Source organism: Kitasatospora sp. NPDC058478 (assembly GCF_042720345.1).
Taxonomy (GTDB): domain Bacteria; phylum Actinomycetota; class Actinomycetes; order Streptomycetales; family Streptomycetaceae; genus Kitasatospora.
Map to the genome: position 1 here is coordinate 1 of NZ_JBHXML010000109.1, position 22,863 is coordinate 22,863.

General features: G+C 71.7%; 21 protein-coding genes and 1 riboswitch. Of the genes, 10 read left to right on the forward strand and 11 right to left on the reverse strand.

The window, feature by feature from the left end:
• Nucleotides 1-99: 99 nt before the first annotated feature.
• Genes ACFWPT_RS38440 through ACFWPT_RS38455 form a run of 4 tightly spaced genes read left to right on the forward strand, consistent with a single transcriptional unit; the run spans nucleotide 100 to nucleotide 4,848 of the window.
• Nucleotides 100-1,101 (forward strand): carbohydrate ABC transporter permease, encoded by a 1,002-nt coding sequence (locus tag ACFWPT_RS38440; RefSeq protein WP_063350124.1) that lies wholly within the window; start codon nucleotides 100-102, stop codon nucleotides 1,099-1,101.
• A gap of 40 nt (nucleotides 1,102-1,141) precedes the next feature.
• Nucleotides 1,142-2,047: a sugar ABC transporter permease gene (locus tag ACFWPT_RS38445; RefSeq protein ID WP_380487524.1), complete on the forward strand. Its 906-nt coding sequence runs from the start codon at nucleotides 1,142-1,144 to the stop codon at nucleotides 2,045-2,047.
• 37 nt (nucleotides 2,048-2,084) lie between these two features.
• On the forward strand, nucleotides 2,085-3,803 hold the full coding sequence (locus ACFWPT_RS38450; protein WP_380487528.1) for a glycoside hydrolase family 13 protein: 1,719 nt from the start codon (nucleotides 2,085-2,087) through the stop codon (nucleotides 3,801-3,803).
• 25 nt (nucleotides 3,804-3,828) lie between these two features.
• On the forward strand, nucleotides 3,829-4,848 hold the full coding sequence (locus tag ACFWPT_RS38455) for a LacI family DNA-binding transcriptional regulator (RefSeq protein ID WP_208869121.1): 1,020 nt from the start codon (nucleotides 3,829-3,831) through the stop codon (nucleotides 4,846-4,848).
• Between the two features lie 71 nt (nucleotides 4,849-4,919).
• On the opposite strand, the gene ACFWPT_RS38460 is transcribed toward ACFWPT_RS38455, so the two are convergent.
• The 3 genes from ACFWPT_RS38460 to ACFWPT_RS38470 all read right to left on the reverse strand — a co-directional run bounded on the left by ACFWPT_RS38460 (nucleotide 4,920) and on the right by ACFWPT_RS38470 (nucleotide 8,307).
• Nucleotides 4,920-5,120, reverse strand: a complete 201-nt coding sequence (locus tag ACFWPT_RS38460) for a hypothetical protein (protein WP_063350127.1) — start codon at nucleotides 5,118-5,120, stop codon at nucleotides 4,920-4,922.
• A gap of 222 nt (nucleotides 5,121-5,342) precedes the next feature.
• On the reverse strand, nucleotides 5,343-6,752 hold the full coding sequence (locus ACFWPT_RS38465) for a transglycosylase family protein (protein ID WP_380487531.1): 1,410 nt from the start codon (nucleotides 6,750-6,752) through the stop codon (nucleotides 5,343-5,345).
• Nucleotides 6,739-6,899, reverse strand: a riboswitch (cyclic di-AMP (ydaO/yuaA leader). (Overlaps the previous gene by 14 nt.)
• Nucleotides 6,900-7,329: 430 nt before the next feature.
• Entirely contained in the window at nucleotides 7,330-8,307 is a 978-nt protein-coding gene (locus ACFWPT_RS38470) for a hypothetical protein (RefSeq protein ID WP_380487533.1), read from the reverse strand.
• A 559-nt stretch (nucleotides 8,308-8,866) separates the two neighbouring features.
• On the opposite strand from ACFWPT_RS38470, the gene ACFWPT_RS38475 reads away from it, so the two are divergent.
• Nucleotides 8,867-9,130: a DUF397 domain-containing protein gene (locus ACFWPT_RS38475; RefSeq protein ID WP_063350130.1), complete on the forward strand. Its 264-nt coding sequence runs from the start codon at nucleotides 8,867-8,869 to the stop codon at nucleotides 9,128-9,130.
• 379 nt (nucleotides 9,131-9,509) lie between these two features.
• Here the strand turns inward: ACFWPT_RS38475 and ACFWPT_RS38480 are convergent, their stop codons facing one another.
• Nucleotides 9,510-10,031, reverse strand: coding sequence for an ATP-binding protein (locus ACFWPT_RS38480; RefSeq protein ID WP_244293511.1), 522 nt, complete (start codon nucleotides 10,029-10,031; stop codon nucleotides 9,510-9,512).
• Between the two features lie 418 nt (nucleotides 10,032-10,449).
• Between ACFWPT_RS38480 and ACFWPT_RS38485 the strand changes: the two genes are divergently transcribed.
• Nucleotides 10,450-11,316, forward strand: coding sequence for a helix-turn-helix transcriptional regulator (locus ACFWPT_RS38485; protein WP_063350131.1), 867 nt, complete (start codon nucleotides 10,450-10,452; stop codon nucleotides 11,314-11,316).
• 101 nt (nucleotides 11,317-11,417) lie between these two features.
• On the opposite strand, the gene ACFWPT_RS38490 is transcribed toward ACFWPT_RS38485, so the two are convergent.
• Together ACFWPT_RS38490 and ACFWPT_RS38495 are read right to left on the reverse strand one after the other, a co-directional pair.
• Nucleotides 11,418-11,996, reverse strand: coding sequence for a TetR/AcrR family transcriptional regulator (locus ACFWPT_RS38490; protein ID WP_244293512.1), 579 nt, complete (start codon nucleotides 11,994-11,996; stop codon nucleotides 11,418-11,420).
• A gap of 260 nt (nucleotides 11,997-12,256) precedes the next feature.
• On the reverse strand, nucleotides 12,257-13,771 hold the full coding sequence (locus tag ACFWPT_RS38495; RefSeq protein ID WP_380487535.1) for an MFS transporter: 1,515 nt from the start codon (nucleotides 13,769-13,771) through the stop codon (nucleotides 12,257-12,259).
• A gap of 87 nt (nucleotides 13,772-13,858) precedes the next feature.
• Here ACFWPT_RS38495 and ACFWPT_RS38500 point away from each other — a divergent pair, with 87 nt between their 5' ends.
• Nucleotides 13,859-14,290, forward strand: coding sequence for a MarR family winged helix-turn-helix transcriptional regulator (locus ACFWPT_RS38500; RefSeq protein WP_380345360.1), 432 nt, complete (start codon nucleotides 13,859-13,861; stop codon nucleotides 14,288-14,290).
• Between the two features lie 110 nt (nucleotides 14,291-14,400).
• Here ACFWPT_RS38500 and ACFWPT_RS38505 read toward each other — a convergent pair whose 3' ends face one another.
• The 5 genes from ACFWPT_RS38505 to ACFWPT_RS38525 form a co-directional block, all read right to left on the reverse strand.
• Nucleotides 14,401-15,348 (reverse strand): M56 family metallopeptidase, encoded by a 948-nt coding sequence (locus tag ACFWPT_RS38505; protein WP_063350135.1) that lies wholly within the window; start codon nucleotides 15,346-15,348, stop codon nucleotides 14,401-14,403.
• A gap of 140 nt (nucleotides 15,349-15,488) precedes the next feature.
• On the reverse strand, nucleotides 15,489-16,055 hold the full coding sequence (locus ACFWPT_RS38510; RefSeq protein WP_380379158.1) for a DUF5134 domain-containing protein: 567 nt from the start codon (nucleotides 16,053-16,055) through the stop codon (nucleotides 15,489-15,491).
• Between the two features lie 322 nt (nucleotides 16,056-16,377).
• The gene (locus ACFWPT_RS38515; protein WP_363377259.1) at nucleotides 16,378-17,133 is read right to left on the reverse strand and encodes an amino acid ABC transporter ATP-binding protein; all 756 of its coding nucleotides are present in this window, start codon (nucleotides 17,131-17,133) and stop codon (nucleotides 16,378-16,380) included.
• Nucleotides 17,130-17,951, reverse strand: coding sequence for an amino acid ABC transporter permease (locus tag ACFWPT_RS38520; protein WP_244293715.1), 822 nt, complete (start codon nucleotides 17,949-17,951; stop codon nucleotides 17,130-17,132). Before ACFWPT_RS38520 ends, ACFWPT_RS38515 begins: the two co-directional genes overlap by 4 nt.
• A 161-nt stretch (nucleotides 17,952-18,112) precedes the next feature.
• A complete protein-coding gene (locus ACFWPT_RS38525; RefSeq protein ID WP_380487538.1) occupies nucleotides 18,113-19,006 on the reverse strand; it encodes an ABC transporter substrate-binding protein in 894 nt (297 codons plus the stop codon).
• A 490-nt stretch (nucleotides 19,007-19,496) separates the two neighbouring features.
• Between ACFWPT_RS38525 and ACFWPT_RS38530 the strand changes: the two genes are divergently transcribed.
• Genes ACFWPT_RS38530 through ACFWPT_RS38540 form a run of 3 tightly spaced genes read left to right on the forward strand, consistent with a single transcriptional unit; the run spans nucleotide 19,497 to nucleotide 22,725 of the window.
• Nucleotides 19,497-20,897: a DUF6421 family protein gene (locus tag ACFWPT_RS38530; protein ID WP_063350139.1), complete on the forward strand. Its 1,401-nt coding sequence runs from the start codon at nucleotides 19,497-19,499 to the stop codon at nucleotides 20,895-20,897.
• Nucleotides 20,894-21,652, forward strand: a complete 759-nt coding sequence (locus ACFWPT_RS38535) for an SDR family NAD(P)-dependent oxidoreductase (protein ID WP_380345354.1) — start codon at nucleotides 20,894-20,896, stop codon at nucleotides 21,650-21,652. Before ACFWPT_RS38530 ends, ACFWPT_RS38535 begins: the two co-directional genes overlap by 4 nt.
• On the forward strand, nucleotides 21,649-22,725 hold the full coding sequence (locus ACFWPT_RS38540) for a threonine aldolase family protein (RefSeq protein ID WP_380345373.1): 1,077 nt from the start codon (nucleotides 21,649-21,651) through the stop codon (nucleotides 22,723-22,725). The genes ACFWPT_RS38535 and ACFWPT_RS38540 overlap by 4 nt, the downstream gene beginning before the upstream one ends.
• The last annotated feature ends 138 nt before the right edge of the window (nucleotides 22,726-22,863 follow it).

A 22,863-nucleotide genomic window follows, 5' to 3' on the forward strand; every position in this document is an offset into this window, starting at 1 on the left:
CTCCAGGCCCTGTCCGGCCTGGAGCGACGGCGGCCACCCGGCGGGCCCGGCGGCCGGACCCGCTCCCCCCGAGACTTCCCCCCGAGAAGGTGTCAATCGATGTCAGTCGCCGTGCAGGGCGCCACCGGCAAGGGCAGCCCGGAGCGCGAGCAGCGTCCGGGCCTGCTGGAACGCGTCAAGCGCTCCTACGCCAAGCACTGGTACGCCTACGCGATGATCGCCCCCGTGGTGCTGGTCCTCGGTGCCCTGGTGCTCTACCCGCTGGTCCAGGGCCTCTGGCTCACCCTGACCGACGCCAACAGCCTCAACGTCGCCCGCAAGATCGGCGTCAACGAGATCCCGGCCAGCTACAACTTCGTCGGCTTCCACAACTACGCCGACATCCTGTGGGGCCCCGGCTCGTACGACCGCTTCTGGTCCCACTTCGTCTGGACCATCGCCTGGACGGCCATCTGCGTCTTCCTGCACTACACCCTCGGCCTGGGCCTCGCCCTGCTGCTCAACAAGAAGCTGCGCGGCCGCGCCGTCTACCGGATGCTGCTCATCCTGCCCTGGGCCGTGCCGACCTTCGTCACCGTCTTCTCCTGGCGACTGATGCTGTCCGACGGCGGTGTCGTCAACAGCATGCTCGGCTTCCTCCACCTGCCCGAACCCGGTTGGCTCACCGACCCGTGGGCGCAGAAGTCCGCCGCGATCCTGGTCAACACCTGGGCCGGCGTGCCGTTCATGATGATCTCGCTGCTCGGCGGCCTGCAGTCGATCCCGGCCGAGCTGTACGAGGCCGCCGAGATGGACGGCGCCACGCCGTGGCAGCGCTTCCGGTACGTCACCCTGCCCGGGCTGCGGGCCGTCTCCTCCACCGTCGTCCTGCTCGGCGTGATCTGGACGTTCAACCAGTTCAACGTCATCTTCCTGCTCTTCGGCACCGGTGCGCCCGACGCCCAGCTGCTGGTCACCTGGGCCTACCGCCTCGGCTTCGGCCAGATCCCCCGGGACTACGCCCAGTCCGCCGCCTACGGCGTGATCCTGCTGTCCATCCTGATCGTCTTCACCGCCTTCTACCGGCGCTGGCTCGCCCGCAACGAGCAGGCCAACGGCTGAGGCCCCGGACCCAGTTGACCCACGAAGGCAGGTACCCCCGATGAGCACCACCACCGAACTCCCCACCCCCGCGACGGCCGTGGCCCCGGCCGCCCGGCTGGCCAAGGCCCGCCGGCGCGGCGAGAGCAGCCCGCTGGCCAGGGCGCTGTCCCACGGCACCCTGATCGTGGCCGGCCTGATCGCGCTGTTCCCGGTGGCGTGGATCCTCTTCGTCTCGCTCGGCCCGGACAAGACCGACTACCTCCACCCCGGCGCGATCCTCGACAAGCTCACGCTGTCGAACTACCACCACGTGCTGTTCGACACGGACTTCTTCACCTGGTTCGGCAACGCCCTCCTGGTCTCCGGCGTCACCACCGTGTTCGGCGTCCTGGTCGCCGCCACCACCGGCTACGCCGTCTCCCGGATGCGCTTCCCCGGCCACCGGCCGCTGATGTGGTCGCTGCTGGTCACCCAGATGTTCCCGATCGCGGTGCTGATCGTGCCGATGTACACGATGCTCTCCGACCTCGGCCTGCTGGACAGCTACCTGGGCCTGATCCTGGTCTACTCGACCACCACCGTGCCGTACTGCGCCTGGCTGCTGAAGGGCTACTTCGACACCATCCCGGTGGAGATCGACGAGGCCGGCCGGGTCGACGGGCTCAGCCCGTTCGGCACCTTCTGGCGGCTGGTGCTGCCGCTCGCCCGCCCGGGCCTGGCGGTGGCCGCCTTCTACTCCTTCCTCACCTACTGGGCCGAGGTGCCGTTCGCCTCCACCTTCATGCTCAGCTCCGACAAGTACACGCTGGCCGTGGGCCTGCAGACCTTCGTCAGCGAGCACGACGCCCAGTGGAACCTGATGGCCGCGACCGCCGTGCTGATCGCGATCCCGTCGGCAGCCTTCTTCTACCTGGTGCAGCGCCACCTGGTCACCGGTCTGACCGCCGGTGCCTCCAAGTCGTAACGCTCCTCGCTCCTCTAGTCCCCAAGGGATACCGTCCATGACCCAGAACCTGGCCGACACCTCCCGGCCTGCCGCCGACGCCGCCGCCCACGAGGCGGTCACCCCGGCTCCTGTGACTGGCGGCGCCTCCAGAGGCTGGTGGCGGGACGCGGTCATCTACCAGGTGTACCCGCGCAGCTTCGCCGACTCCAACGGCGACGGCATGGGCGACCTGCCCGGCATCCGCAGCCGCCTGCCGTACCTGCGCGACCTCGGCGTGGACGCGGTCTGGCTCTCGCCGTTCTACGCCTCGCCGCAGGCGGACGCGGGCTACGACGTCGCCGACTACCGCGCCGTGGACCCGATGTTCGGCAGCCTGCTGGACGCCGACGCGCTCATCCGGGACGCCCACCAGCTGGGGCTGCGGATCATCGTCGACCTCGTCCCCAACCACTCCTCGGACCAGCACGAGTGGTTCCAGCGCGCCCTGCGCGAGGGCCCCGAGTCCCCGCTGCGCGAGCGGTACCACTTCCGCCCCGGCAAGGGCGAGAACGGCGAACTGCCGCCCAACGACTGGGAGTCCATCTTCGGCGGCCCGGCCTGGACCCGCAGCGAGAACCCGGACGGCATCCCCGGCGACTGGTACCTGCACCTGTTCGCCCCCGAGCAGCCCGACTTCAACTGGGAGAACCGGGCCGTCGCCGACGAGTTCCGCTCGATCCTGCGGTTCTGGCTCGACATGGGTGTCGACGGCTTCCGCATCGACGTCGCCCACGGCCTGGTGAAGGCCCCCGGCCTGCCCGACCTCGGCGGCGCGGACCAGCTCAAGCTGCTCGGCAACGACGTCATGCCGTTCTTCGACCAGGACGGCGTGCACGAGATCTACCGCAGCTGGCGCAAGATCCTCGACGAGTACCCGGGCCAGCGGATCGGCGTCGCCGAGGCCTGGACCCCGACCGTCCAGCGCACCGCCAACTACGTGCGCCCCGACGAGCTGCACCAGGCCTTCAACTTCCAGTACCTGGGCACCGGTTGGGACGCCGCCGCGCTGCGCGAGGTGATCGACGTCTCGCTCGACTCGATGCGCCCGGTCGACGCCCCCACCACCTGGGTGCTGTCCAACCACGACGTCACCCGGCACGCCACCCGCTTCGCCAACCCGCCCGGCCTCGGCACCCAGATCCGCACCCCCGGCGACCGCGAGCTCGGCCTGCGCCGCGCCCGCGCCGCCACCCTGCTGATGCTCGCGCTGCCCGGCTCCGCGTACATCTACCAGGGTGAGGAACTCGGCCTCCCGGACGTCACCGACCTGCCGGACGAGGTCCGCCAGGACCCGTCGTTCTTCCGCAAGGCCGGGCAGGACGGCTACCGCGACGGCTGCCGCGTCCCGATCCCGTGGTCCGGCACCGAGGCCCCGTACGGCTTCGGCCCGGTCGCCGGCGGGCCGTCCTGGCTGCCGCAGCCGGCCGAGTGGGCCGCGCTGAGCGTCGAGGCGCAGACCGGAGACCCGGCGTCCACCCTGGAGCTGTACCGCAGCGCGCTCGCCGTCCGCCGTTCCCAGGACGACCTCGGCGCCGGGACGGCCGTGGAGTGGCTGGAGGGCCCCGAGGGGACCCTGGCGTTCCGCCGCGGCTCCTTCGTCTGCACCGTCAACGCCACGGACGAGCCGGTCCGGATAGCGGCGCCCGGAAAGCTGCTGCTCTCCTCGGTGGAGCTGGTGGTCGACGGCGGCGAGACGGTGCTCGCGCCGGACAGCACCGGCTGGTGGGCGGTCTGACGTGGTTGCAATAGGCTCTGGGACCGTGACTACGGCGCGACTCTCAGACATCGCGGCGCAGGCGGGGGTCAGCGAAGCCACCGTCTCCCGCGTACTCAACGGCAAGGCGAACGTCTCCGCCGCCACCCGGCAGACCGTGCTGGCGGCGCTCGACGTGCTCGGCTACGAGCGGCCGACCCGACTGCGCCAGCGCAGCGCCGGCCTGATCGGGCTGATCACGCCGGAGCTGAGCAACCCGATCTTCCCCGCACTGGCCCAGGTGATCGAGCAGGTGCTCAGCCGGCACGGGTACACCCCGGTGCTGTGCACCCAGACGCCGGGCGGGTCCACCGAGGACGAACTGGTCGAGATGCTGGTCGACCGGGGTGTGGCGGGCATCGTCTTCGTCTCCGGGCTGCACGCCGACTCCACCGCCGACCACGACCGCTACGCCCGGCTGACCGGGCGCGGGGTGCCGTTCGTGCTGATCAACGGCTACAGCGAGCGGATCGACGCGCCGTTCATCTCGCCGGACGACCGGGCCGCGATGTGGATGGCCGTCCAGCACCTGGCCGAACTCGGGCACGAGCGGATCGGGCTGGCCGTCGGGCAGCGGCGGTACGTGCCGGTGCTGCGCAAGATCGAGGGCTTCACGGCGGCGATGCGCGAGGTGCTGGGACGGAGCCAGGAGGAGGCCGAGGAACTCGTCCACCACACGCTGTTCAGCGTGGAGGGCGGGCACGCGGCGGCCGGCGCACTGCTGGACAAGGGCTGCACGGCGATCGTCTGCGGCAGCGACATGATGGCGCTCGGGGCGATCCGGGCGGTGCGGCAGCGTGGACTGTCGGTGCCGCACGACGTCTCGGTGGTCGGCTTCGACGACTCGCCGCTGATCGCCTTCACCGAGCCGCCGCTGACCACGATCCGCCAGCCGGTCGAGGCGATGGCGACCGCGGCGGTGGACGCGCTGCTGGAGGAGGTCGGCGGGAACGCGGTCCAGCGCGGGGAGTTCATGTTCCAGCCGGAGCTGGTCATGCGCGGCTCCACGGGGGCCTGCGCGCGCTGAGGACGGTCAACGGACGGGCCCCGGAGAGCTGTTGCTCTCCGGGGCCCGTTGCGTGCCGCCCGGGTGCCGGGTCAGCCCTCGTGGTCCGTGGGGCGGCTCTCGGTGAGCCGTTGGCCGTCGGTGGCGTCGCCGGTGCGGGTCTCGGTGCGGCGGCCGCGGGCCAGGTAGTCGCGCAGGACGAGTTCGACGGCGTCCTGCGGGTTCTTGGTGCCGGAGAGCATCATCGCGTCGATCGCGAGGTTGGCGTCGAGTGTGACGGTGACCTGGGCCATGGTGACTCCTCCTCGGGTGCCGGAGCAGCAGCATGCCCGCTGGGGGCGGGCTTTGACCATGGCCTCGGGCGGTCCTGCCCGGCGGTCTGCCGGCGGCCTTCCTACGGCGCCGGGCGACCGCCGGGGCGGGCGGCGACTGACAGATAACAGATGATGAAATCTGTTATCTGAAATCTGTTATCTGTCAGCCGTCAGTTGTCAGCTGTCACCCGCGGGTCGTGCTCAGACCCGGCCGGCGAAGTCCGGCGCCCAGTTGGCGACGGTCTGCAGGCGCACGCCCGAGCTCGGGTTGGCGGCCTCGACGTACTGGCCGCCGCCGATGTAGATCGCGACGTGGTAGACGCCGGAGTTCTGGCCGTTGTTGGACCAGAACAGCAGGTCGCCCGCCTGCAGGCTGTCCAGCGAGACGCGGGTGCTGGCGGCGGCCTGGTCGGCGGCGACGCGCGGGACGGAGACGCCCGCGGCGCGCAGCGCGGCCTGGGTCAGGCCGGAGCAGTCCCAACCGCCGTTGCCGGTACCGCCGTAGACGTACGCCTGGCCGACCTTCGACTGGGCGAAGGAGACCGCGGCGGCCATGCTGCCGGTGGCGGCCGGGGTCTGAGCGGGGGTCTGCGCCTGGGCGGCCGGCTTGGAAGCCGGCTTGGCGGCCGGGGCCGGGGCCGGGGCCGGGGCCTGCGGCTGGGCGGTCGGCTTGGCGTTCACGGCGGCGCCGTTGGAGGTCTGGCCGGACTTCTGCGAGCGGTCGAACCAGGTGAAGTCCGAGCCGGACTGGTCGGTCTGAGCCGACTGCTGGGCCTGGCCGCCGTCCTTGAACGAGAGGCGCTGGCCCGGGTAGATGGTGTCCGGACCCTCGGTCAGGGTGCCGCGGTTGAGCTCGTACAGCCGCTGCCAGCCGCCCTGGAGGTTGTGCTTGTCGGCGATCGAGGACAGCCAGTCGCCGGAGGTGACGGTGTAGTCGTCGCCCTGGGGCTGGGCGCTGTTCTGGGCCTGGTTCTGGCCCTTCTGCGCCGAGGTGCCGTTGGCGGAGTCGGCGGGGGCCTGTGCCTGGTCCTGGGCCGGTGCGGCCGGCTTGGCGGGCTTCGCGGCCGGGGTGGCCGGGGTGGCCGGGGCCTGGCTCTGTGCGGGCTTGGCGGCCGGGGTGGCCGGGGTGGCCGGCTTCGCGGCGGGCTTGGTGGCGGTCGAGCTGGCAGCCGAGCCGGTGGTCGAGCCGGCCGAGGTGTCGACGGTGGCCGGGGTGCCGCCCTTGGTCAGGCCGGCCTGGACCGAGCACACCGGCCAGGCGCCGGGGCCCTGCGAGGCGAGGACCTTCTCGGCGACGGCGATCTGCTGGTCCTTGGTGGCCTGGTTGGCCTGGGGGGCGTACGCGGTGCCGCCGAAGGCGGCCCAGGTGCTGGAGGTGAACTGCAGGCCGCCGTAGAAGCCGTTGCCGGTGTTGATGCTCCAGTTGCCGGTGCTCTCGCACTGGGCGACCTTGTCCCAGGTGGCGACGGAGGCGGCGGAGGCGGTGCCGGAGGTGAGGCAGGGGATGGTGAGGCCGACGCCCGCGACGCCGATGGCGGCGATCACGCGTCGGGTACGACTGGACAGACGGGTGCCGTTGGTGGGCAGCATGAAGACGCAGTCCTCTCCCACGCCTGCGAGGTGAGCTGTCGGATTCGGGCTGGAGTTGCCCGGCCGCGCTGTGGGCGCGGCTTCACCCCTAGCCCTGGATCGTTCCGGGGAACGGTCCGGGGCGACTTACCTGTGGGTCCCCCGCTCCTGCCGTGGTGCGTTTTCGCGCTGCCAGGACATCCGACGGCAGGACTCGGCGTCGCGGATGAACTGGGTTCGTGTGGCCACGAACGGGGAGCACGTTAAGCAGACTTAAGTTCAAACTGCAAACACCTGTGACGCGCATCACGGTTTGGCGAGAACGGTCGTTCCCCTCGCTCGCCATGATCGAAAATGGCCGATTTCCGGCAATGCCGCGAAGGGCGTGCGCAACTGTCTGTGCTTCAGGAGGCGGGTGGCGGCGGGTCGGGCCCCCCGGGGCCCGCCCGCCGAGAAGGAGGTGCGTCCACACTGTGGCCGTCGGGGGATGGATCGAGCGGCGGCGAACAAATGCGGATAGAACGGACATCACGCCTATTCGCCCCTTAACTCCCTTACGGGGCAAGCAGGAAGGGCCCGGAACGTAGCCGTTCCGGGCCCTTCACGCGTGCGGTGACCGCTACTGGCCGGCCGAGTCCTCGGTGGCGGTGCGAGCGGCGTGGGCGGCGTGACCGCCCCGGCCGGAGTGGTCGGCGTGCGCGCCCTCGGCGGCCTCCGCCGCCTCGGCCTCGGCCTGCGCCAGGGCCTCGGGGGAGGGTGCCGGCAGCGCGGCCAGGTAGGTGGCGGCGATCAGCTGGCCGACCGTCGGGTAGGCGCCCAGCGGCGCCGCGGACGGGCAGCCGGTCTCCTCGGCGGCCGTGGCGAGCAGTTCGGAGTCGGCCTCCGGCCCGATCACCAGCGGTGCCAGCGCCGGGCGCTGGGAGCCGGTCTCCTTGAGGTGGTTGACGGCCGCGGCGACCGAGCCCGGCACGTCGAGCGCGGCGGGCACGACCGGGACGGCCAGCCGGGCCGCCAGCAGGACACCGGTGATGCCGGCCGCGGCAGCGGCCTCCTCGCCGCCGACGGTGGTCAGCACGACGCCGTCCGCGGCGGTCGCGATGGCGAACAGCCGGGCCCGGTCGGCGCGTGCCAGGCCGGCCTCGGACAGGCGCACGTGCACGGCCTCGGCGAGCAGCGGGTGCGGGCCGAGCACGTCGGTGACGGGGGCTCCGTACTCCGCGGCGAGGGCGTGAAGTTCGGTCAGGAATCCGTGCGGGCCGGGTACCAGCGGCACCAGGACCGGCGCGGGCAGGCCGGCCTCGGCGGCCATGGCCAGCAGTTCGGCGACGGTGCGGTCGTCACTGTCGACCCCCTGGGCGGCTTCGCCCGGGAGGTAGCCGACGGCGGTCTGGATGCCGCTCTGCTCGCTGCGGACGATCGACAGCAGCTCCTCGACGACCGAGCGGGACTCGGGCCCGGCGGTCGCGGGCACGGCGAGCACCAGGGCCGGGGAGCCGGCCGGGATCTCGGGGCGCTCGGGGCGGCGGTGGCGCCCCCGCGCACGGGAGCCTGGAGTGCGGACGGGCAGTGGCGCGCCCGGGATGGCTGCGGTGCTCATGCCGGAGATCGTAGGACATCGGCCCGTCAGGCCTGCATTCGGCTGCCGTTCGAGTTTCACGTGGTCATGGCGGGTGCGCCGCGTTCCCGCCGTGTCCGTCCGGGCGGTTTGCCCGCAATCCGGACATATCTCACCCAGCCTTCGAGCGATCACCGCTCGTAGCCCTGACGTGTCCGACGGGGCGTCGAGTTGCCTGTGTGGCGCGTGAGATGTCTCACAGCCAGGAGGTCGCCTGACGGAGCGTCACGGCAGCGCGACTCCGGGCGTCTGAAGATCAACATTCAGCGGGGAACCGCTCACGGCCGGTTATCGAGAATCTGGCGATTCACTCGGCTATGTCCGTTTACGTACCGTCAGGAGAAGGGCCCGTGAAGAGTTCGGAACTGCCGGTGAAAGGCCTCGTGCACCTGCAATGTCCCGTGCTGATGCACGTGCACAGCAGCTATCATCGCGTCAAGTGAGGCGTTGTGCCGGGCCGGTACGGGGCCGGTCCGTTCGTTCGGCGGGTGCCGGGAGCGCCGCGCTGGACGACCACTCCGGAGCTCTTCGGGAGATTTCTATGCACGACTCGCAGGACACGCACGGCTCGTACGACACCTACAACGGGATGGCGGCCGCCGACCTCAAGGGGGTTCTCTGGCAGAAGAGCCTGCACAGCAACTCCCAGGGGAACTGCGTCGAGTTCGCGGCCCTGCCGGGGGGCGATGTGGCGATGCGCAACTCGCGCTTCCCGGAAGGGCCGGCGCTCATCTACACCCGGGCCGAGATCGCCGCCCTGCTGCTGGGGGCCAAGGACGGGGAGTTCGACCACCTGGCGGTCTGACCGGCCGCCGTCCTGCCATCGGGGGGCCGTCGTGGGTGCTGACACCGCGACGGCCTTTGTCTTGTCCGGGGCCGGTCCGGGGCCACGCGACGGGCGCTCTCCCGACGGGCGCTCTCGCGGCCGACCGCGCGCAGGCGCGGCGGGTGGTCCCGCGCACGGTTGGGGGCCCGGACGCGGACGGGGGTCGGGCCGCTGGGGTGTCCGGCCGTCAGTCCGGCCGACTCGTCCGGGGGGCCGGCCCGGCAATCGTCGTGGGAATCGTCCTGAGGACTGAGCCGGAGCCCGTGGCGCACCTGCGCCAGGCCCGTCGAGCCGCCCCGCGGAGCCCGGGGTGCGGTCCTCCCGGGGCCTCCCTCGGCCGGCCGCGCGCCGCCTGGCGCTAGGCCGAGCGCCGGTGCCGTCCACCGAGTTCGGAACCGGTGGCCGGCTCCGCCTCGAACAGGGCCCAGACCACTTTGCCGCTGCCCAGCGGGTGCCAACCCCAGGAGCGGCTGAAGGACTCCACCAGGTGCAGTCCGCGGCCGGACTCGGCGACGAAGTCCGCCTCCCGGGCGACCGGGCCGATGCAGCTCGGGTCGCTCACCGCGCAGACCACCTGGGGAGAGCGGTGGACCAGGCTTATTCGGATCGGCAGTCGGCCCTCGGGGGTCGGCTGTATGGGAAAGTCGTACTCGCCCTGGGCGCCACCCGCAGGGTCGGGTCGTGCGCCGATCGCATGCCGCAGTGCGTTGGTCACCAGCTCCGAGGCCACCAGCGCGACGTCGTCGAACAGCTCCATCAGGCCCCAGCGCTGAAGAGAGGTTCTGGCGAAGTCGCGCGCGGTTCTGACGGCTTCGAAGCGAGGAGCGAGCGTACAGGTGACCACATGGGGGTCAACCGCCAAAGCCGTACCGGTGCTCATGAAGAGCTCCTCCCATAAGGGGGCGGACACGGCTGGACCCGCCGGGGTCATGCCGGTCACCTCCGACTCGCTCGGCCGCTCGGCCGCCCCCTCGACCAGCGCGCGCGCACACGATCCCCCGGTGGCGCGGGGGAACGCTGCCGGGTCGGTGCACGGAGTCGCGCGTGGGGTCGACGCGGAGCCCGCGGGATTGCCAGGGATGTGCAGGTGCACGTGCACCATGGTGGTGTGCGCTCACTGCAGATGCAAGAGTCGATTCACGTGCAGTCGCACTATTGGCATATGCAAGCGCCGGATGCACGTGCATCCTGGTGTGTGGAGTGTGGAACTGATAGGAACATCCGTCAGTATCGGCACCGTGAGCGCTCAACTGATGGCAGACTGTGCGCTGTTTGCCCTAGGTGGAGGTTTCGACCGCATGACCACAGTTCAGCCGGGCGGCGGCTCGATGGTCCGCCGGATCCTCCTCGGGTCTCAGCTGCGTCGCCTGCGTGAGACGCGCGGCATCACGCGCGAGGACGCCGGCTACGCGATCAGGGCCTCCGAGTCCAAGATCAGCCGCATGGAACTCGGCCGCGTCAGCTTCAAGGAACGCGACGTCGCCGACCTGCTCAGCCTCTACGGCGTGGACGACGGCCTGGAGCGGGAGGCACTGCTCGGGCTGGTCCGCGAGGCCAACAAGTCCGGCTGGTGGCACAGCTTCAACGACGTGCTGCCGGGCTGGTTCCAGACCTACGTCGGCCTGGAGGAGGCCGCCCAGCTGATCCGCACCTACGAGGTGCAGTTCATCCCCGGACTGCTGCAGTCCGAGGAGTACGCACGGGCGGTTTTCGGACAGAGTCGGCCGGTCGTCAGCGAGGAGGAGATCGAACGGCGGGTCAGCCTCCGCCTGCGTCGCCAGAAGCTGCTGACCGAGGGCGCCAGCCCGCGGCTGTGGGCCGTGATCGACGAGGCCGCGCTGCGCCGCCCCGTCGGCGGGCCCAAGGTGATGCGCGGCCAGGTGCAGTACCTGATCGACGTCGCCGAGCAGGCCAACGTCGTGATCCAGGTGATGCCGTTCCGATTCGGCGCGCACGCGGGGGAGTCCGGGGCGTTCACGATCCTGCGCTTCCCTGAACAGGACCTCGCGGACGTCGTCTACCTGGAGCAGCTCACCAGCGCGCTGTACCTCGACAAGCGGGACGACGTCGACGCGTACATCCAGGTCATGGAGCGGCTCTGCGTGGACAGCCTCACGCCCGAGCGGACCGTGGACCTGCTGGCCTCGATCCTCAAGGAGCGCTGAAAAGAGCGCTGAGAGGAGTGCTGAGGGAGCTCTCAGCAGAGCGTACGGGTCCGGCGGCCCGCGATCGGTCGCCCGGGCACCGAGCCGCCGTCCACCCGCCGTCAGCCGCGGGCCGGCGGCCGTTCGCGTTCCGGCGGCAGTGCCTGCGGCGGGGTGCCCAACTCCCAGGGCAGGTCGTAGCGGCGGAACAGGTCGGCCCGGATCAGTGCCAGCGGGAGTTCGGCGCCCGGCAGCAGCACCCCGATGCAGCCGCCCATCAGCGCGCTGCGCAGCACCGCGTGCTCGGCGGCCGGGTCCGGCGCGCCCCAGTCGAGCAGCAGGCCCTGGAGGATGGCGCCGAGCTGCTGCTGCTCCGGGTCCTGGACGAAGGCGCCGGAGTCCGGGTCCAGGATCAGCGCGAGGTGCGAGCGCATCACCCGCGGATGCTCCAGGGCGAGGGTGAGGACCGCGTCGATCGCGCGGGCCAGCCGGGCCGCCGGTGTGGCGTCCGGGGTCAGCTCGGCGAGCGCGCCGGAGAGCGACTGGTGCATCATCCGGTGCGTCGCGGACTGCATCAGCAGCCGTTTCCCGTCGAAGTAGTACGAGAGCAGGCCGCGCGCGAGCCCGGCCCGCTCGGCGATGTCGGTCAGCGTGGTGCCCGCGTATCCGTGCCGGTCGACCAGTTCGACGGTGGCTCGCATGATGCGCCGACGGGAGCGTTGCCGCATCTCCTCATTGACCGAATCCCCGCGAGGTGCCATCGTGTCTGCTCCGAACGTTCGTTGGCTCCGGGCCAATATACTGGCGGAGCCGGTAGTCGCACCGTGAAACCGCGCGCCGGTGGGCGCCGCTCGGGCGCCCGGTACGAAGACGGCCGGCTCCACCAAAACGGGGGTTTGGTGGAGCCGGCGCCATTGTCCGACGGCGGGGGCCGGGGGCCGGCCCGGGTGGCGGTCGACGGTCAGCGGTTGGTCAGGACTTCGGTCCGCGCCGCGCTCGACCCGACCGAGGGGTAATCGTAGTCCGGCACCGGCGCGGGAGCCGACTTCCGCCGCCGGTCGACCAGGGCGCCCACCGCGGCGATCAGCAGGCCGAACAGCGCGACCGCCGCGACGAACACCAGGGCCGGCCGGTAGCCGTCCAGCTGCGCCTGCGGGCTGTCACCGCCGGCACTGCCGGCGGTGATCATCGCGGTCGCGCCGGCCAGGACCACCGCGGTGCCGACCTGGATCGCGGTGTTGACCAGGCCGGAGGCCAGGCCCTGCTCGTCGTCGCCCACGCCGTCGGTGGCGGCGATGTTCACCGAGGGGAAGGCCAGCGCGAAGCCCACGCCGAGCAGCAGCATCGAGGGCAGGACCAGAACCACGTACGAGCTGTGCTCGTCCAGCCGCAGGAACAGCGCGAACGCGCCGACCAGGGCCAGCAGGCCGATCGGCAGCAGCCGGCCGGTGCCGAAGCGGTCCACGATCGGGCCCATGAACGGTGCCGAGAGCGCGATGAAGGCGCCGGCCGGCAGCAGCCCGAGGGCCATCTGCAGCGCCGACCAGCCCAGCAGGTGCTGCAGGTAGAGGGTGACGACGAACTGGAACCCGCCGTACGCGCCGGCCATGGCGAAGGCGATCACGTTGGCCCGGGCGACCGAGCCGTTGCGGAAGATGCCGAGCCGGACCAGTGGGTGGGCGGTGCGGCTCTCCACCAGCAGGAAGGCGGCGGCCAGTGCGGCGACCACGACCAGCGAGCCGACGGTGCGCAGGCTCAGCCAGCCGGCGCCCTGCGCCTCGGTGGCGGTGAACACCAGCAGCAGCACGGTCGCGGTGCCGGTGATCGCGCCCAGCACGTCGTAGCCGCCCTTGGCGCGCTCCTCGGCGGGGCGGGGGAGCAGCCGGACCGCGAAGAACAGGGCGAGCAGCGCGACCGGGACGGGCATCAGGAACGTCCAGCGCCAGCCGACCGAGGTGAGCAGCCCGCTGAGCACCAGGCCGAGCGAGAAGCCGCTGGCGCCGCAGGTGGTGTAGATCGACAGCGCCCGGTTGCGGGCGGGGCCCTCGGCGAAGGTCGTGGTGATGATCGACAGGCCGGCCGGGGCGGTGAAGGCGGCGCTGACGCCCTTGAGGAAGCGGGCGGCGATCAGCAGCCCGCCGTCGTCGACCAGGCCGCCGAGCAGCGAGGCGGCGGCGAAGACGCCCAGGGCGACCAGGAAGACCCGGCGGCGGCCGAGCAGGTCGGCGGCGCGGCCGCCGAGCAGCAGCAGGCCGCCGTAGCCGAGCACGTAGCCGGAGACCACCCATTGCAGGGCGGAGGTGGAGAGGTGCAGCTCGGAGCCGATGGACGGGAGGGCGACGCCGACCATGGAGACGTCCAGGGCGTCCAGGAACATGGCGGCGCAGAGCACGATCAGGGTGCCCCAGAGGCGGGGTGTCCAGCTCAGCCCGCTGGTTGACGGGGCGTCGGGTGACGTGGCGGTCGCGGTGGTCATGGGGAGGACAGTACATGCGTGTGCATTCAATGCAAATGAATAAGATGTGAACACATAATTTTACGGCGCACATGCTAGGGTGGCACCGTGGCTGATCTCGACTCCCCGGCGGAGGCCGGTCTCGTTGCGCAATGGCGCGACCTGCTGGCCCGGCATGCCGCCACGGCCTGCATGCTCGATCGCGAGCTGGGTGACAAGTGCGGGCTGGGCGTGAGCGAGTTCGAGGTGCTGGAGCGCCTGGTGGAGGGGTGCCAGGGCGGAGGCCATGCGCTGCGGGCGCAGGAGCTGGCCCACACCGTCCACCTCAGCCAGAGTGCGCTGTCCCGGGTGATCGCCCGCCTGGAGAAGGGCGGGCTGGTCACCCGGGCGATGTGCGAGAGCGACCGGCGGGCCATCGTGATCACCCTGACCGGGACCGGTCGGGAGCGGTACGAGCAGGCCAGGCCGCTCCATCGTGAGGTGCTCGAACTGACCCTCGGTGCCCCGCTCGGGCCGTTGGACGAGTCGCCGACAAGCTGACCTGCCGGCAAGCCGTCCCGCCGGCAAACTGCCCCTTCGGCAACATGACTCGGCGTCAATTTGGTGGGCCTGCGGCCGGATTGCACCTTTCCGGAGGGGTGAGGCCCTTTTCAGAGGAGCGAGGTCAGCCCCGGCGCGACGGCCAGCAGGACGGCTGCGGCGGGTGCGGCGAGGGCGACGACGGTGAGCCGCAGCCGGTGCGGGACGGACAGTCGCGGGCGGCCCGCGAGCAGCCGGTCCACTCGCCGCGGGGACTGCGCCAGACCGGGCGGGCAGGAGCCGAACACCCCGCGGTCCAGGTTGAGTTCGGCCAGTGCGAGGGCAGTGGTGTGCCGGCCGTGCCGGCGCGCGGCCCGGTCGTCGGCCGCCAGCTCCACCAGCTCCTCCACCTGGGCCCGGAAGGCGCTGAACACGCCGACCCCGGGGAAGCCGGAGGCGAGCGCCTGGGCGCACTGCTGGAGCCAGTGGTGCCGGGCCCGGACGTGCCCGCGCTCGTGGCTCAGGACGGCGGCCAACTCCCGGTCGGTCAGCTGCTGGAGGGCGCCGGTGGTGACCACCAGGCGGGAGTCCGGGCCGGGCAGCGACCATGCCTCCGGGCGGATGTTCTCCAGCACCACCAGCCGCTCCCGGCGGCTGCGGGCGGCCGCGATGGCCTCCGGCAACTCCGGGGCCCGGACCGTCAGTTGAGCATGCCGGTGGTCGCGGAGCGCCTTCGCGGAACGGACCTCGCGGGTGAGCGCCAGCACCGTCTGCAGGCCGCCCGCCGCCAGCACCGCGGCGCACAGCCGGCCCCAGCCCTCGGCGTCCTGAAGGCCGTACGCGGCCTCGACGCCGTGCGGGGCGCCCGAGAACACCAGGGCGCGCAGTTCGGGCAGCGCGGCGGAGGCGGCCAGCAGCAGGCCCAGGACGCAGCACAGCAGCACGGCCACCACCAGGCACTGCCATGCCAGCAGCGCCAGCACCGGTTCGCGCTCCGCCCAGCGGGCCCGGGCCAGCAGCCGGGGCGCGACGGTCGAGAGCAGCAGTCCGAGCAGCAGCAGGCCGATCAGGGCAGTCATCGCATGGGCTCCCCGAGTACGCACGGAACGCGACAACGCGCTCCCTGCCAACCTATGCGCTGATGACCTCCGGAGGAACGGCTTTCGACCGGCCAGTGACCAACGCCACGTCAGGGGTGGGGTCTTGGATCGATCGGGGCTCACATGGTCAGGAGCATGGCGAACATGCCGATGCCCATGGTGAGCCGGCAGGCCCGGGGCAGCCCGGCGGTGCCGAGTGCCAGGGTCCCGGAGGGGGTGTGCAGGAGCCGGGTGCCGGCCCACAGGGAGTAGGCGCCGAAGTAGAGCAGGAGGGAGCCGGTCAGCAGCGGCGTGCCCGCGTCGGCGGCGTGGTGGTGATGGCCGGGGGTGGCGGTCATCGCGAGCGCCATGTACGTCATGGCGAGCGCGCCGATCGCGTGGTGCAGCCGGTGTGTCCGGCGGGCCGGGGCGCGTACGGCGGCGAGCAGGAAGGCGGCGGCGGGGAGGCCGAACACCCAGGCCCAGACGGTGGCCGGGACGGCGCCGCCGGTCACGGCCATGGCGGCCATGCCGAGCCCCATCAGGGCCTCGGCGGCGTCGGACTCCCGGGCGAGCAGGCGGCGGGCGCCGGAGTGGCGAATGGTGCCGGCGGCGCAGGGGGAGTGGCGTAGCCGGGTGAGGCAGTAGGCCCCGGCGGTGGCGGTGAGGAGCGCGAGCAGCCAGCTGATCAGCGAGGGTCCGTGCAACGGCGGCCTCCCGGGGCGGCGGGGGCGGGCGGCCGGCGGCGGTGTGGCGGGGGCGGCGAACAGATGACAGATGACAGATGTCAGCGAACAGATAACGGATAACAGATAACGTCATCTGTTATCTGTTCGCCGGCATCTGTCTCCCGCCCCTGCTCCTCGCCCGCGGCCCGCCACACCATCGCCCGCCGACCGCGGTCTGGACGGTCGTCCTGTCCACGATCACCGCTGTGGCCGGGGCGCGGGCAGGGCGCTCACCGGGGCGCACAGTGGTGCTCCCCGGTGTGCGGCCACCGGGCACACGCTCCGCCGCCCCGGCCGGCGCTCAGCCCGCGAGCCGCCCCGAGGCGACGACCCGGCTGAGGAACCGTCGCGTCCGCTCCTCCCGCGGATCGCCGAACACCTGCTCCGGCGGCCCCTGTTCGAGCACCACCCCGTCGTCCAGGAAGCAGACCTGGTCGGCCACCTCGCGCGCGAACCCCATCTCGTGGGTGGACAGGACCATCGTCATCCCCTGCTCCTTGAGATCGCGCACCACCGAGAGCACCTCCCCGACCAGGACCGGGTCGAGCGCCGCGGTGATCTCGTCGAGCAGCAGCAGCCGGGGCCCGGTGGCCAGCGCCCGCACGATGGCGACGCGCTGCTGCTGTCCGCCGGAGAGCCGGTCCGGGTACTCCTTCGCCTTGGCCGCCAGCCCGAGCCGGTCGAGCAGTCCCAGCGCCTCCGCCTCCGCCTCGGCCCGCCCCCGTCCGTGCACCCGGCGCGGGGCGAGCGTGATGTTCTCCAGCACGGTCAGGTGCGGGAACAGGTTGTAGGACTGGAACACCACGCCGATCCGGCGGCGGACGGCGTCCTGGTCGGCGCGCGGGTCGGTGATCTCCTCCCCGTCCAGGAAGACCGCCCCGTCGTCGATCCCCTCCAGCAGGTTGACGCACCGCATCAGCGTGGACTTGCCGGAGCCGGACGCCCCGATCAGCGCCGTCACCGAGTGTTCGGGCACGGCGAACCCCACGTCGCGCAGCACCACCTGGCCGTTGAAGGTCTTGCGCACGGACTCCAGCCGGAGCACGTCCCCGCTCACACCGCACCTCCCTGGAACTGCCGACGGTTCGTCCGGGCGGTCAGCCAGTCGGCGAACCGCGTCAGCGGAATGGTCAGCACGATGAACACCAGCCCCGCCACCAGGTACGGCGTGAAGTTGAACGACCGGGCCGCGATGATCTTGGCCGCGTACACCGCGTCGATCGCCCCGCCGATCGAGACCAGCCCGGTGTCCTTCTGCAGGCTGACCAGGTTGTTCAGCAGCGGCGGCACCACCCGCCGCACGGCCTGCGGGAGCACCACGTACCGCATCGCCTGCGCGTTGGTGAGCCCGAGCGACCGGGCCGCGGCCCGCTGGCTGGGGTGCACCGACTCGATGCCGGAGCGGAAGACCTCCGACACGTAGGCGGAGTACGTCAGCACCAGCGCCGCCCCGCCCAGCACCAGCGGATCGGTGGTCACCCCGCTGAGCCGCAGCGCCGGCACCCCGGTGATCATCACCAGCAGGCAGATGATCATCGGCAGCCCGAGGAAGAAGTCCACGTATGCGGTGGCCAGCAGCCGCACCGGGAGGAACACCGGCCCGCGCAGCGTCCGCAGCACCGCGAGCAGCAGGCCGAACACCAGGATCAGCGCGCCGCAGCCGAGCATCAGTTCCAGGTTGAGCCGCAGCCCCGTCAGCACCTCGGGCAGCGCCTGGCGGGCGTAGTCGGCGTTGAAGAAGGTCTTCCGAGTCACCTCCCAGCCGGGGGAGTTGACGACCAGCAGGTAGAGCGCGACCGCCATCGCCAGGGTCGACCCGGCGGCCGTCAGCGCCGACCGGCGGGCCCGGCCGCGCCGGTACGCCTCGTGTGCCAGCCGTCGTTCGGAGGGGCGGTAGCCGTCGTCGTCCCCCTTGCCCCCGCCGCCGTCGCGGCCCCTCCCGTCGCGACCCTTCCCGTCGAGGTCATCCCCGTCGAGGCTCTTCCCGCCCCGGCCCGTGGCGACCGACGCCGGACCGGCCGCCACCGCGTCGCCGCTCACTTGAGCACCGGTGCCGAGACGGCGTCGGAGAGCCACTGCTTCTCCAGCTTCGCGAGCGTGCCGTCGGAGCGCAGCGCGTCCACCGCCTGCGACACGCAGCCGGTCAGCTTCGAGCCCTTGTCCAGCACCAGACCGAACTGCTCGCTCTTCGACGCCCCCTCGAACTGGCCGACCACCTGCGCCTCGGGCACCTCGGCGCCGGTGATGTAGAAGGCCGTCGGCAGGTCCACCACGAGCGCCTCGACCTGGCCGTTCTTCAGCGCGGCCTTCGCGAGGTCGTTGGAGTCGAACACGGCCGGCTGGACGCTCGGCTTGATGGTGTTGGTGATGGTGTCCAGGCTGGTGGTGCCGACCTGCGCGCCCAGCTTGGCGCCCTTCAGGTCGGCGATGCTCTTCGCGCCCGCCGCCTTGGAGTTCTTCAACGCGATGACGGCCTGGCGCACGTCGTAGTAGCCGGAGGAGAAGTCGACGGCCTGCTTGCGCTCGTCACTGATGGACACCTGGTTGATGTCGAAGTCGAAGTCCTTGGCCCCCGGCGAGGTGGCCTTGCCGAACGGCGCGACCACCCAGCTGACCTTCTCCTTGGGGTAGCCCAGCTTCTCCGCCACCGCGAAGGCCACGGCGGACTCGAACCCCTTGCCGTTCTCCGGCTCGTCCTCGGTGAACCACGGGTCGTAGGCGGGCTTGTCGGTGCCGACGGTCAGCGTCCCCGCCGTCCGGGTCGCCAGCGCTCCCGGCGCGCAGCCCGCGGCGCTACCGGCCGCACCCGAGGAGCCCGAGGCGGCGGCCCCGTCGGACTTGGCGTCCTGCGGCGCGCACGCGGTCAGCGCGGCGGCCGCGGCGAGCAGCGCGGCGAGGGGCAGAGCGGCGGACGGCTTGCGGATGGTCATGGCAGGGCTCCAGTGAGGAAGGGCAGGGCGGGACAGGGGAGGCGACGGGGCGGGCCGGGGCCGGCCGCGGGCCCGGCGGGTCACTTCCCCCCGGTGGCGGCGCCGGAACACACACGGCATGGTCGGCGTACGGGCCCGCGTCCGCGGTGCCCTCCGAGCCGGATCAGCGACAGCGGCGGCAGAGGCCGCGCACGCGACAGCAGGCGTGACAACGAGAGGGCACCCGGAGCAGGCCGATGTGGCACTCGGTCACCGTGATCACCGCCGGGAGCATGGCGGGAGGTTCGCATTCCGACGGTGCATCTGTCCAGAACATCCAGATCCCTGTCCACATGGCGGACGCCCGGCCGGCGGGCCCGTGCCCCGGGGCCCCGCCCGGGCCTCGGCGGAGCCACGCCGGAGCTTTGTCGGTCGCGACCCCCTTGAACAGGAGAACCTTTCGTACTTATGGTGTCTCCGTTGAAATAACTCCTGTCGAAGTGAGTCCCCGATGCAGAATCTTTCGCCAAGGCTCGCTGCGGCGGCCGAGGCCCCGGTCTCGACCCTCGCCGGCCACCCGGCCTGGCTGCGCCTGAAGGAGGCCGTCGAGACGCTGCGCCCGCTGCAGTCCAAGGACGGCTCGATCGACCTGTCCGCCGTCCAGCGGCACACCGTCGACCCGCTGGTGGCCACCGTCCGCGGCGCCGTCGAGGAGCTCGCCCCGCTGTTCCCGCACGACGCCGCCTACCTGGCGGCCGTCGACGCGGACCTGGCCAAATGGGCCGACACCGGCTACCGGGAGCCCGACTTCCTGGACTCGCTGCTCGCCTTCCACCCCGCCGACCAGCGCGAGGACGGCCTGGAGCACCTCGTCGTCTTCCCGATGTACACGCAGAACGGCAACCCGGACCGCAACCTGGAAGCCGTCCTGCTGAGCGTCGTGTGGCCCGACTGGCTGGCCGAGCTGGAGCGGACCCGCTTCGACAACCCGATGTTCGTGCCGATCACCTTCACCGACTTCACGGCCGGCTACGACACCAACTCCGCCGTCCTCTTCCCCGAGACGGTCGCCGTGCGCAAGGCGCCGGAACGTTTCACCTGGGGCGGCATCTTCTGCGACCGCGAGGCCGCCCGCTTCCGCGCCGTCACCACCAGCGCCGTCCAGCAGCTCGGCCTGGAGATCCCGGCCGACGCCGAGGGCCTGCTCAAGGACCAGGACCGCGCGCAGGAGACCTTCGTCCTGTGGGACCTCGTCCACGACCGTACCCACAGCCACGGCGACCTGCCGTTCGACCCCTTCATGATCAAGCAGCGCAGCCCGTTCTGGATGTACGGCCTGGAGGAGCTCCGCTGCGACCTCACCACCTTCAAGGAGGCGGTGAAACTGGAGGCCGAGGGCAACGCGCACGCCCGCGACGTCCAGTACGCGGTCCTCTTCGACCGCCTGTTCCGCTTCCCGGTCAGCGGCGACCGCGTCCGCAACTACGACGGCATGGGCGGCCAGCTGCTCTTCGCCTACCTGCACAAGCACGACGCGCTGCGCTGGCGCGACAACCGCCTCAGCATCGACTGGGACCGGGCCCCGCAGGTCACCAACGCGCTCTGCGCCGAGATCGAGACCCTCTACCGCGACGGCATCGACCGGCCCAAGCCGGCCCACTGGATCGCCGCCTACGAGCTGGTCTCCCGCTACCTCACCCCGCACCCCGCCTCCACCTGGGCGAAGGGCTCCGACGCGCTGCCGCTCGACATCACCGACGGCAAGGCCCTCAACAAGGCGCTGTGCGACGCGGTGCTCCCGGACGAGTTCCCGCTGAGCATGTTCTACGAGGCCCTGTCCAAGAAGCTCGGCGGCGTCATCGCCGCCACCGCCGGCATCACCGGCACCGGTATCCAGGGAGCCGCCGCGTGACCACGACCACCAAGTCCCCGCTGGCCGGCAAGGTCATCGCCGTCGCCGGAGCCAGCGGCCCGGCCGGCCAGGCGGTGCTGCGCCGCCTCACCGCCGACGGCGCCACCGTGATCGGTGCCGACATCGACGCCCAGCGCCTCGAATCCGCGCTGGACGCCACCCGCATCGCCGTGCGCGGGGCCAAGGTCAGCGGACAGGTGATCGACCTGCTCGACCCGCAGGAGGTCCACGACTGGGCCGACCACCTGGAGGCCGAGCACGGCCACGTCGACGGTCTGTTCCACCTGGTCGGCGGCTGGCGCGGCAGCAAGACCTTCTTCGACACCCGCCTGGACGACTGGGACTTCCTGCACGACACCGTCGTGCGCACCCTCCAGCACACCTCGCTGGCCTTCCAGCCCGCCCTGGTCCGCAGCTCCGCCGGCCGCTACGCGATGATCTCCGCCGCCGCGGCCCACAAGCCCACCGCCGGCGGCGCCGCCTACGCGGCCGCCAAGGCCGCCACGGAGGCCTGGACCCTCGCCATGGCCGACTCCTTCAAGAAGGAGACCACCGCCCCCGACGGCGAGCCCACCGCGGCGGCTGCCATCCTGGTCATCAAGGCGCTGGTCAGCCCCGAAATGCGGGCCGAGAAGCCGGAGGCGAAGTTCGCCGGCTTCACCGACACCGCCGACCTCGCCGGACACCTGGCGGGCCTCTGGGACCGCCCCGCAGCAGAACTGAACGGACAGCACCTGTGGCTGACAGCCCGATGACCGACCTCACCCGTACGGACGCGGTTCGGCGGCACGACCCCGCCGTCCGCGGCTTCGCCAGCGACAACTACGCCGGCGTGCACCCGGAGATCCTCGCCGCGATAGCCCTCGCCAACGGCGGCCACCAGATCGCCTACGGCGAGGACGACTACACGGCCCACCTCCAGGACGTCTTCCGCCGACACTTCGGCGACAAGGCCGAGGCCTACCCCGTCTTCAACGGCACCGGCGCCAACGTGGTCGCCCTCCAGGCGCTGCTCCCGCGCTGGGGCGCCGTGGTCGCCGCCGAATCCGCCCACATCAACGTGGACGAGGGCGGTGCCCCGGAGAAGATGGGCGGCATCAAGCTGCTCACCGTCCCCACCCCGGACGGCAAGCTCACCCCCGAGCTGCTCGACAAGCAGGCCTGGGGCTTCGGTGACGAGCACCGCGCGCAGCCGCTCGCGGTCTCCATCACCCAGAGCACCGAGCTCGGCACCCTCTACACCGCCGACGAGATCCGCGCGATCACCGAGCACGCCCACCAGCTCGGCATGCTCGTCCACGTCGACGGCTCCCGCCTGGCCAACGCCGCCGCGGCGCTCGGCCTGCCGCTGCGCGCCTTCACCACGGACGTGGGCGTCGACGTGCTGTCCTTCGGCGGCACGAAGAACGGCCTGCTGCTCGGCGAGGTCGTGGTGGTGCTCAACCCCGAGCGGGTGCGGAACATCAAGTTCCTGCGCAAGACCTCGATGCAGCTCGCCTCGAAGATGCGCTTCCTCTCCGTCCAGTTCGAGGCGCTGCTCTCCGGCGACCTCTATCTGCGCAATGCCGGGCACGCCAATGCGATGGCCAGCCGGCTGGAGGCGGCCGTCCGCGGGATCGACGGCGTCGAGATCGTGCGCCCGGTCCAGGCGAACGCGGTGTTCGCGATCCTCCCGCGCGAGGTGAGCGAGCGGCTGCAGAAGCACTACCGCTTCTACTTCTGGAACGAGCACACCGGTGAGGTGCGCTGGATGTGTTCGTACGACACCACGGAGGCCGACATCGACGGCTTCGTGGCGGCCATCGTCGAGGAGATGGGCCGCGCCTGACGGTGCCTGAACATCGGATCGCCCCTGCCCGGGACCCCGGGCGGGGGCGATTTGCATGTGGCGGGCCTGTCCCCGTACAGTTCCGGAGTCGCCGCGAGAGAGCGGGGGCAAGCGGAAAGCGAATTCCGATGAATGAAA

Coding starts and splice junctions, on each gene's coding strand:
- ACFWPT_RS38440 (WP_063350124.1), top strand. CDS start 100: ATGTCAGTCGCCGTGCAGGGCGCCACCGGCAAGGGCAGCCCGGAGCGC.
- ACFWPT_RS38445 (WP_380487524.1), top strand. CDS start 1,142: ATGAGCACCACCACCGAACTCCCCACCCCCGCGACGGCCGTGGCCCCG.
- ACFWPT_RS38450 (WP_380487528.1), top strand. CDS start 2,085: ATGACCCAGAACCTGGCCGACACCTCCCGGCCTGCCGCCGACGCCGCC.
- ACFWPT_RS38460 (WP_063350127.1), bottom strand. CDS start 5,120: ATGGCCCAGGTCACCGTCACACTCGACGCCAACCTCGCGATCGACGCG.
- ACFWPT_RS38470 (WP_380487533.1), bottom strand. CDS start 8,307: ATGAGCACCGCAGCCATCCCGGGCGCGCCACTGCCCGTCCGCACTCCA.
- ACFWPT_RS38475 (WP_063350130.1), top strand. CDS start 8,867: ATGCACGACTCGCAGGACACGCACGGCTCGTACGACACCTACAACGGG.
- ACFWPT_RS38480 (WP_244293511.1), bottom strand. CDS start 10,031: ATGAGCACCGGTACGGCTTTGGCGGTTGACCCCCATGTGGTCACCTGT.
- ACFWPT_RS38485 (WP_063350131.1), top strand. CDS start 10,450: ATGACCACAGTTCAGCCGGGCGGCGGCTCGATGGTCCGCCGGATCCTC.
- ACFWPT_RS38490 (WP_244293512.1), bottom strand. CDS start 11,996: ATGCGAGCCACCGTCGAACTGGTCGACCGGCACGGATACGCGGGCACC.
- ACFWPT_RS38495 (WP_380487535.1), bottom strand. CDS start 13,771: ATGACCACCGCGACCGCCACGTCACCCGACGCCCCGTCAACCAGCGGG.
- ACFWPT_RS38505 (WP_063350135.1), bottom strand. CDS start 15,348: ATGACTGCCCTGATCGGCCTGCTGCTGCTCGGACTGCTGCTCTCGACC.
- ACFWPT_RS38525 (WP_380487538.1), bottom strand. CDS start 19,006: ATGACCATCCGCAAGCCGTCCGCCGCTCTGCCCCTCGCCGCGCTGCTC.
- ACFWPT_RS38530 (WP_063350139.1), top strand. CDS start 19,497: ATGCAGAATCTTTCGCCAAGGCTCGCTGCGGCGGCCGAGGCCCCGGTC.
- ACFWPT_RS38540 (WP_380345373.1), top strand. CDS start 21,649: ATGACCGACCTCACCCGTACGGACGCGGTTCGGCGGCACGACCCCGCC.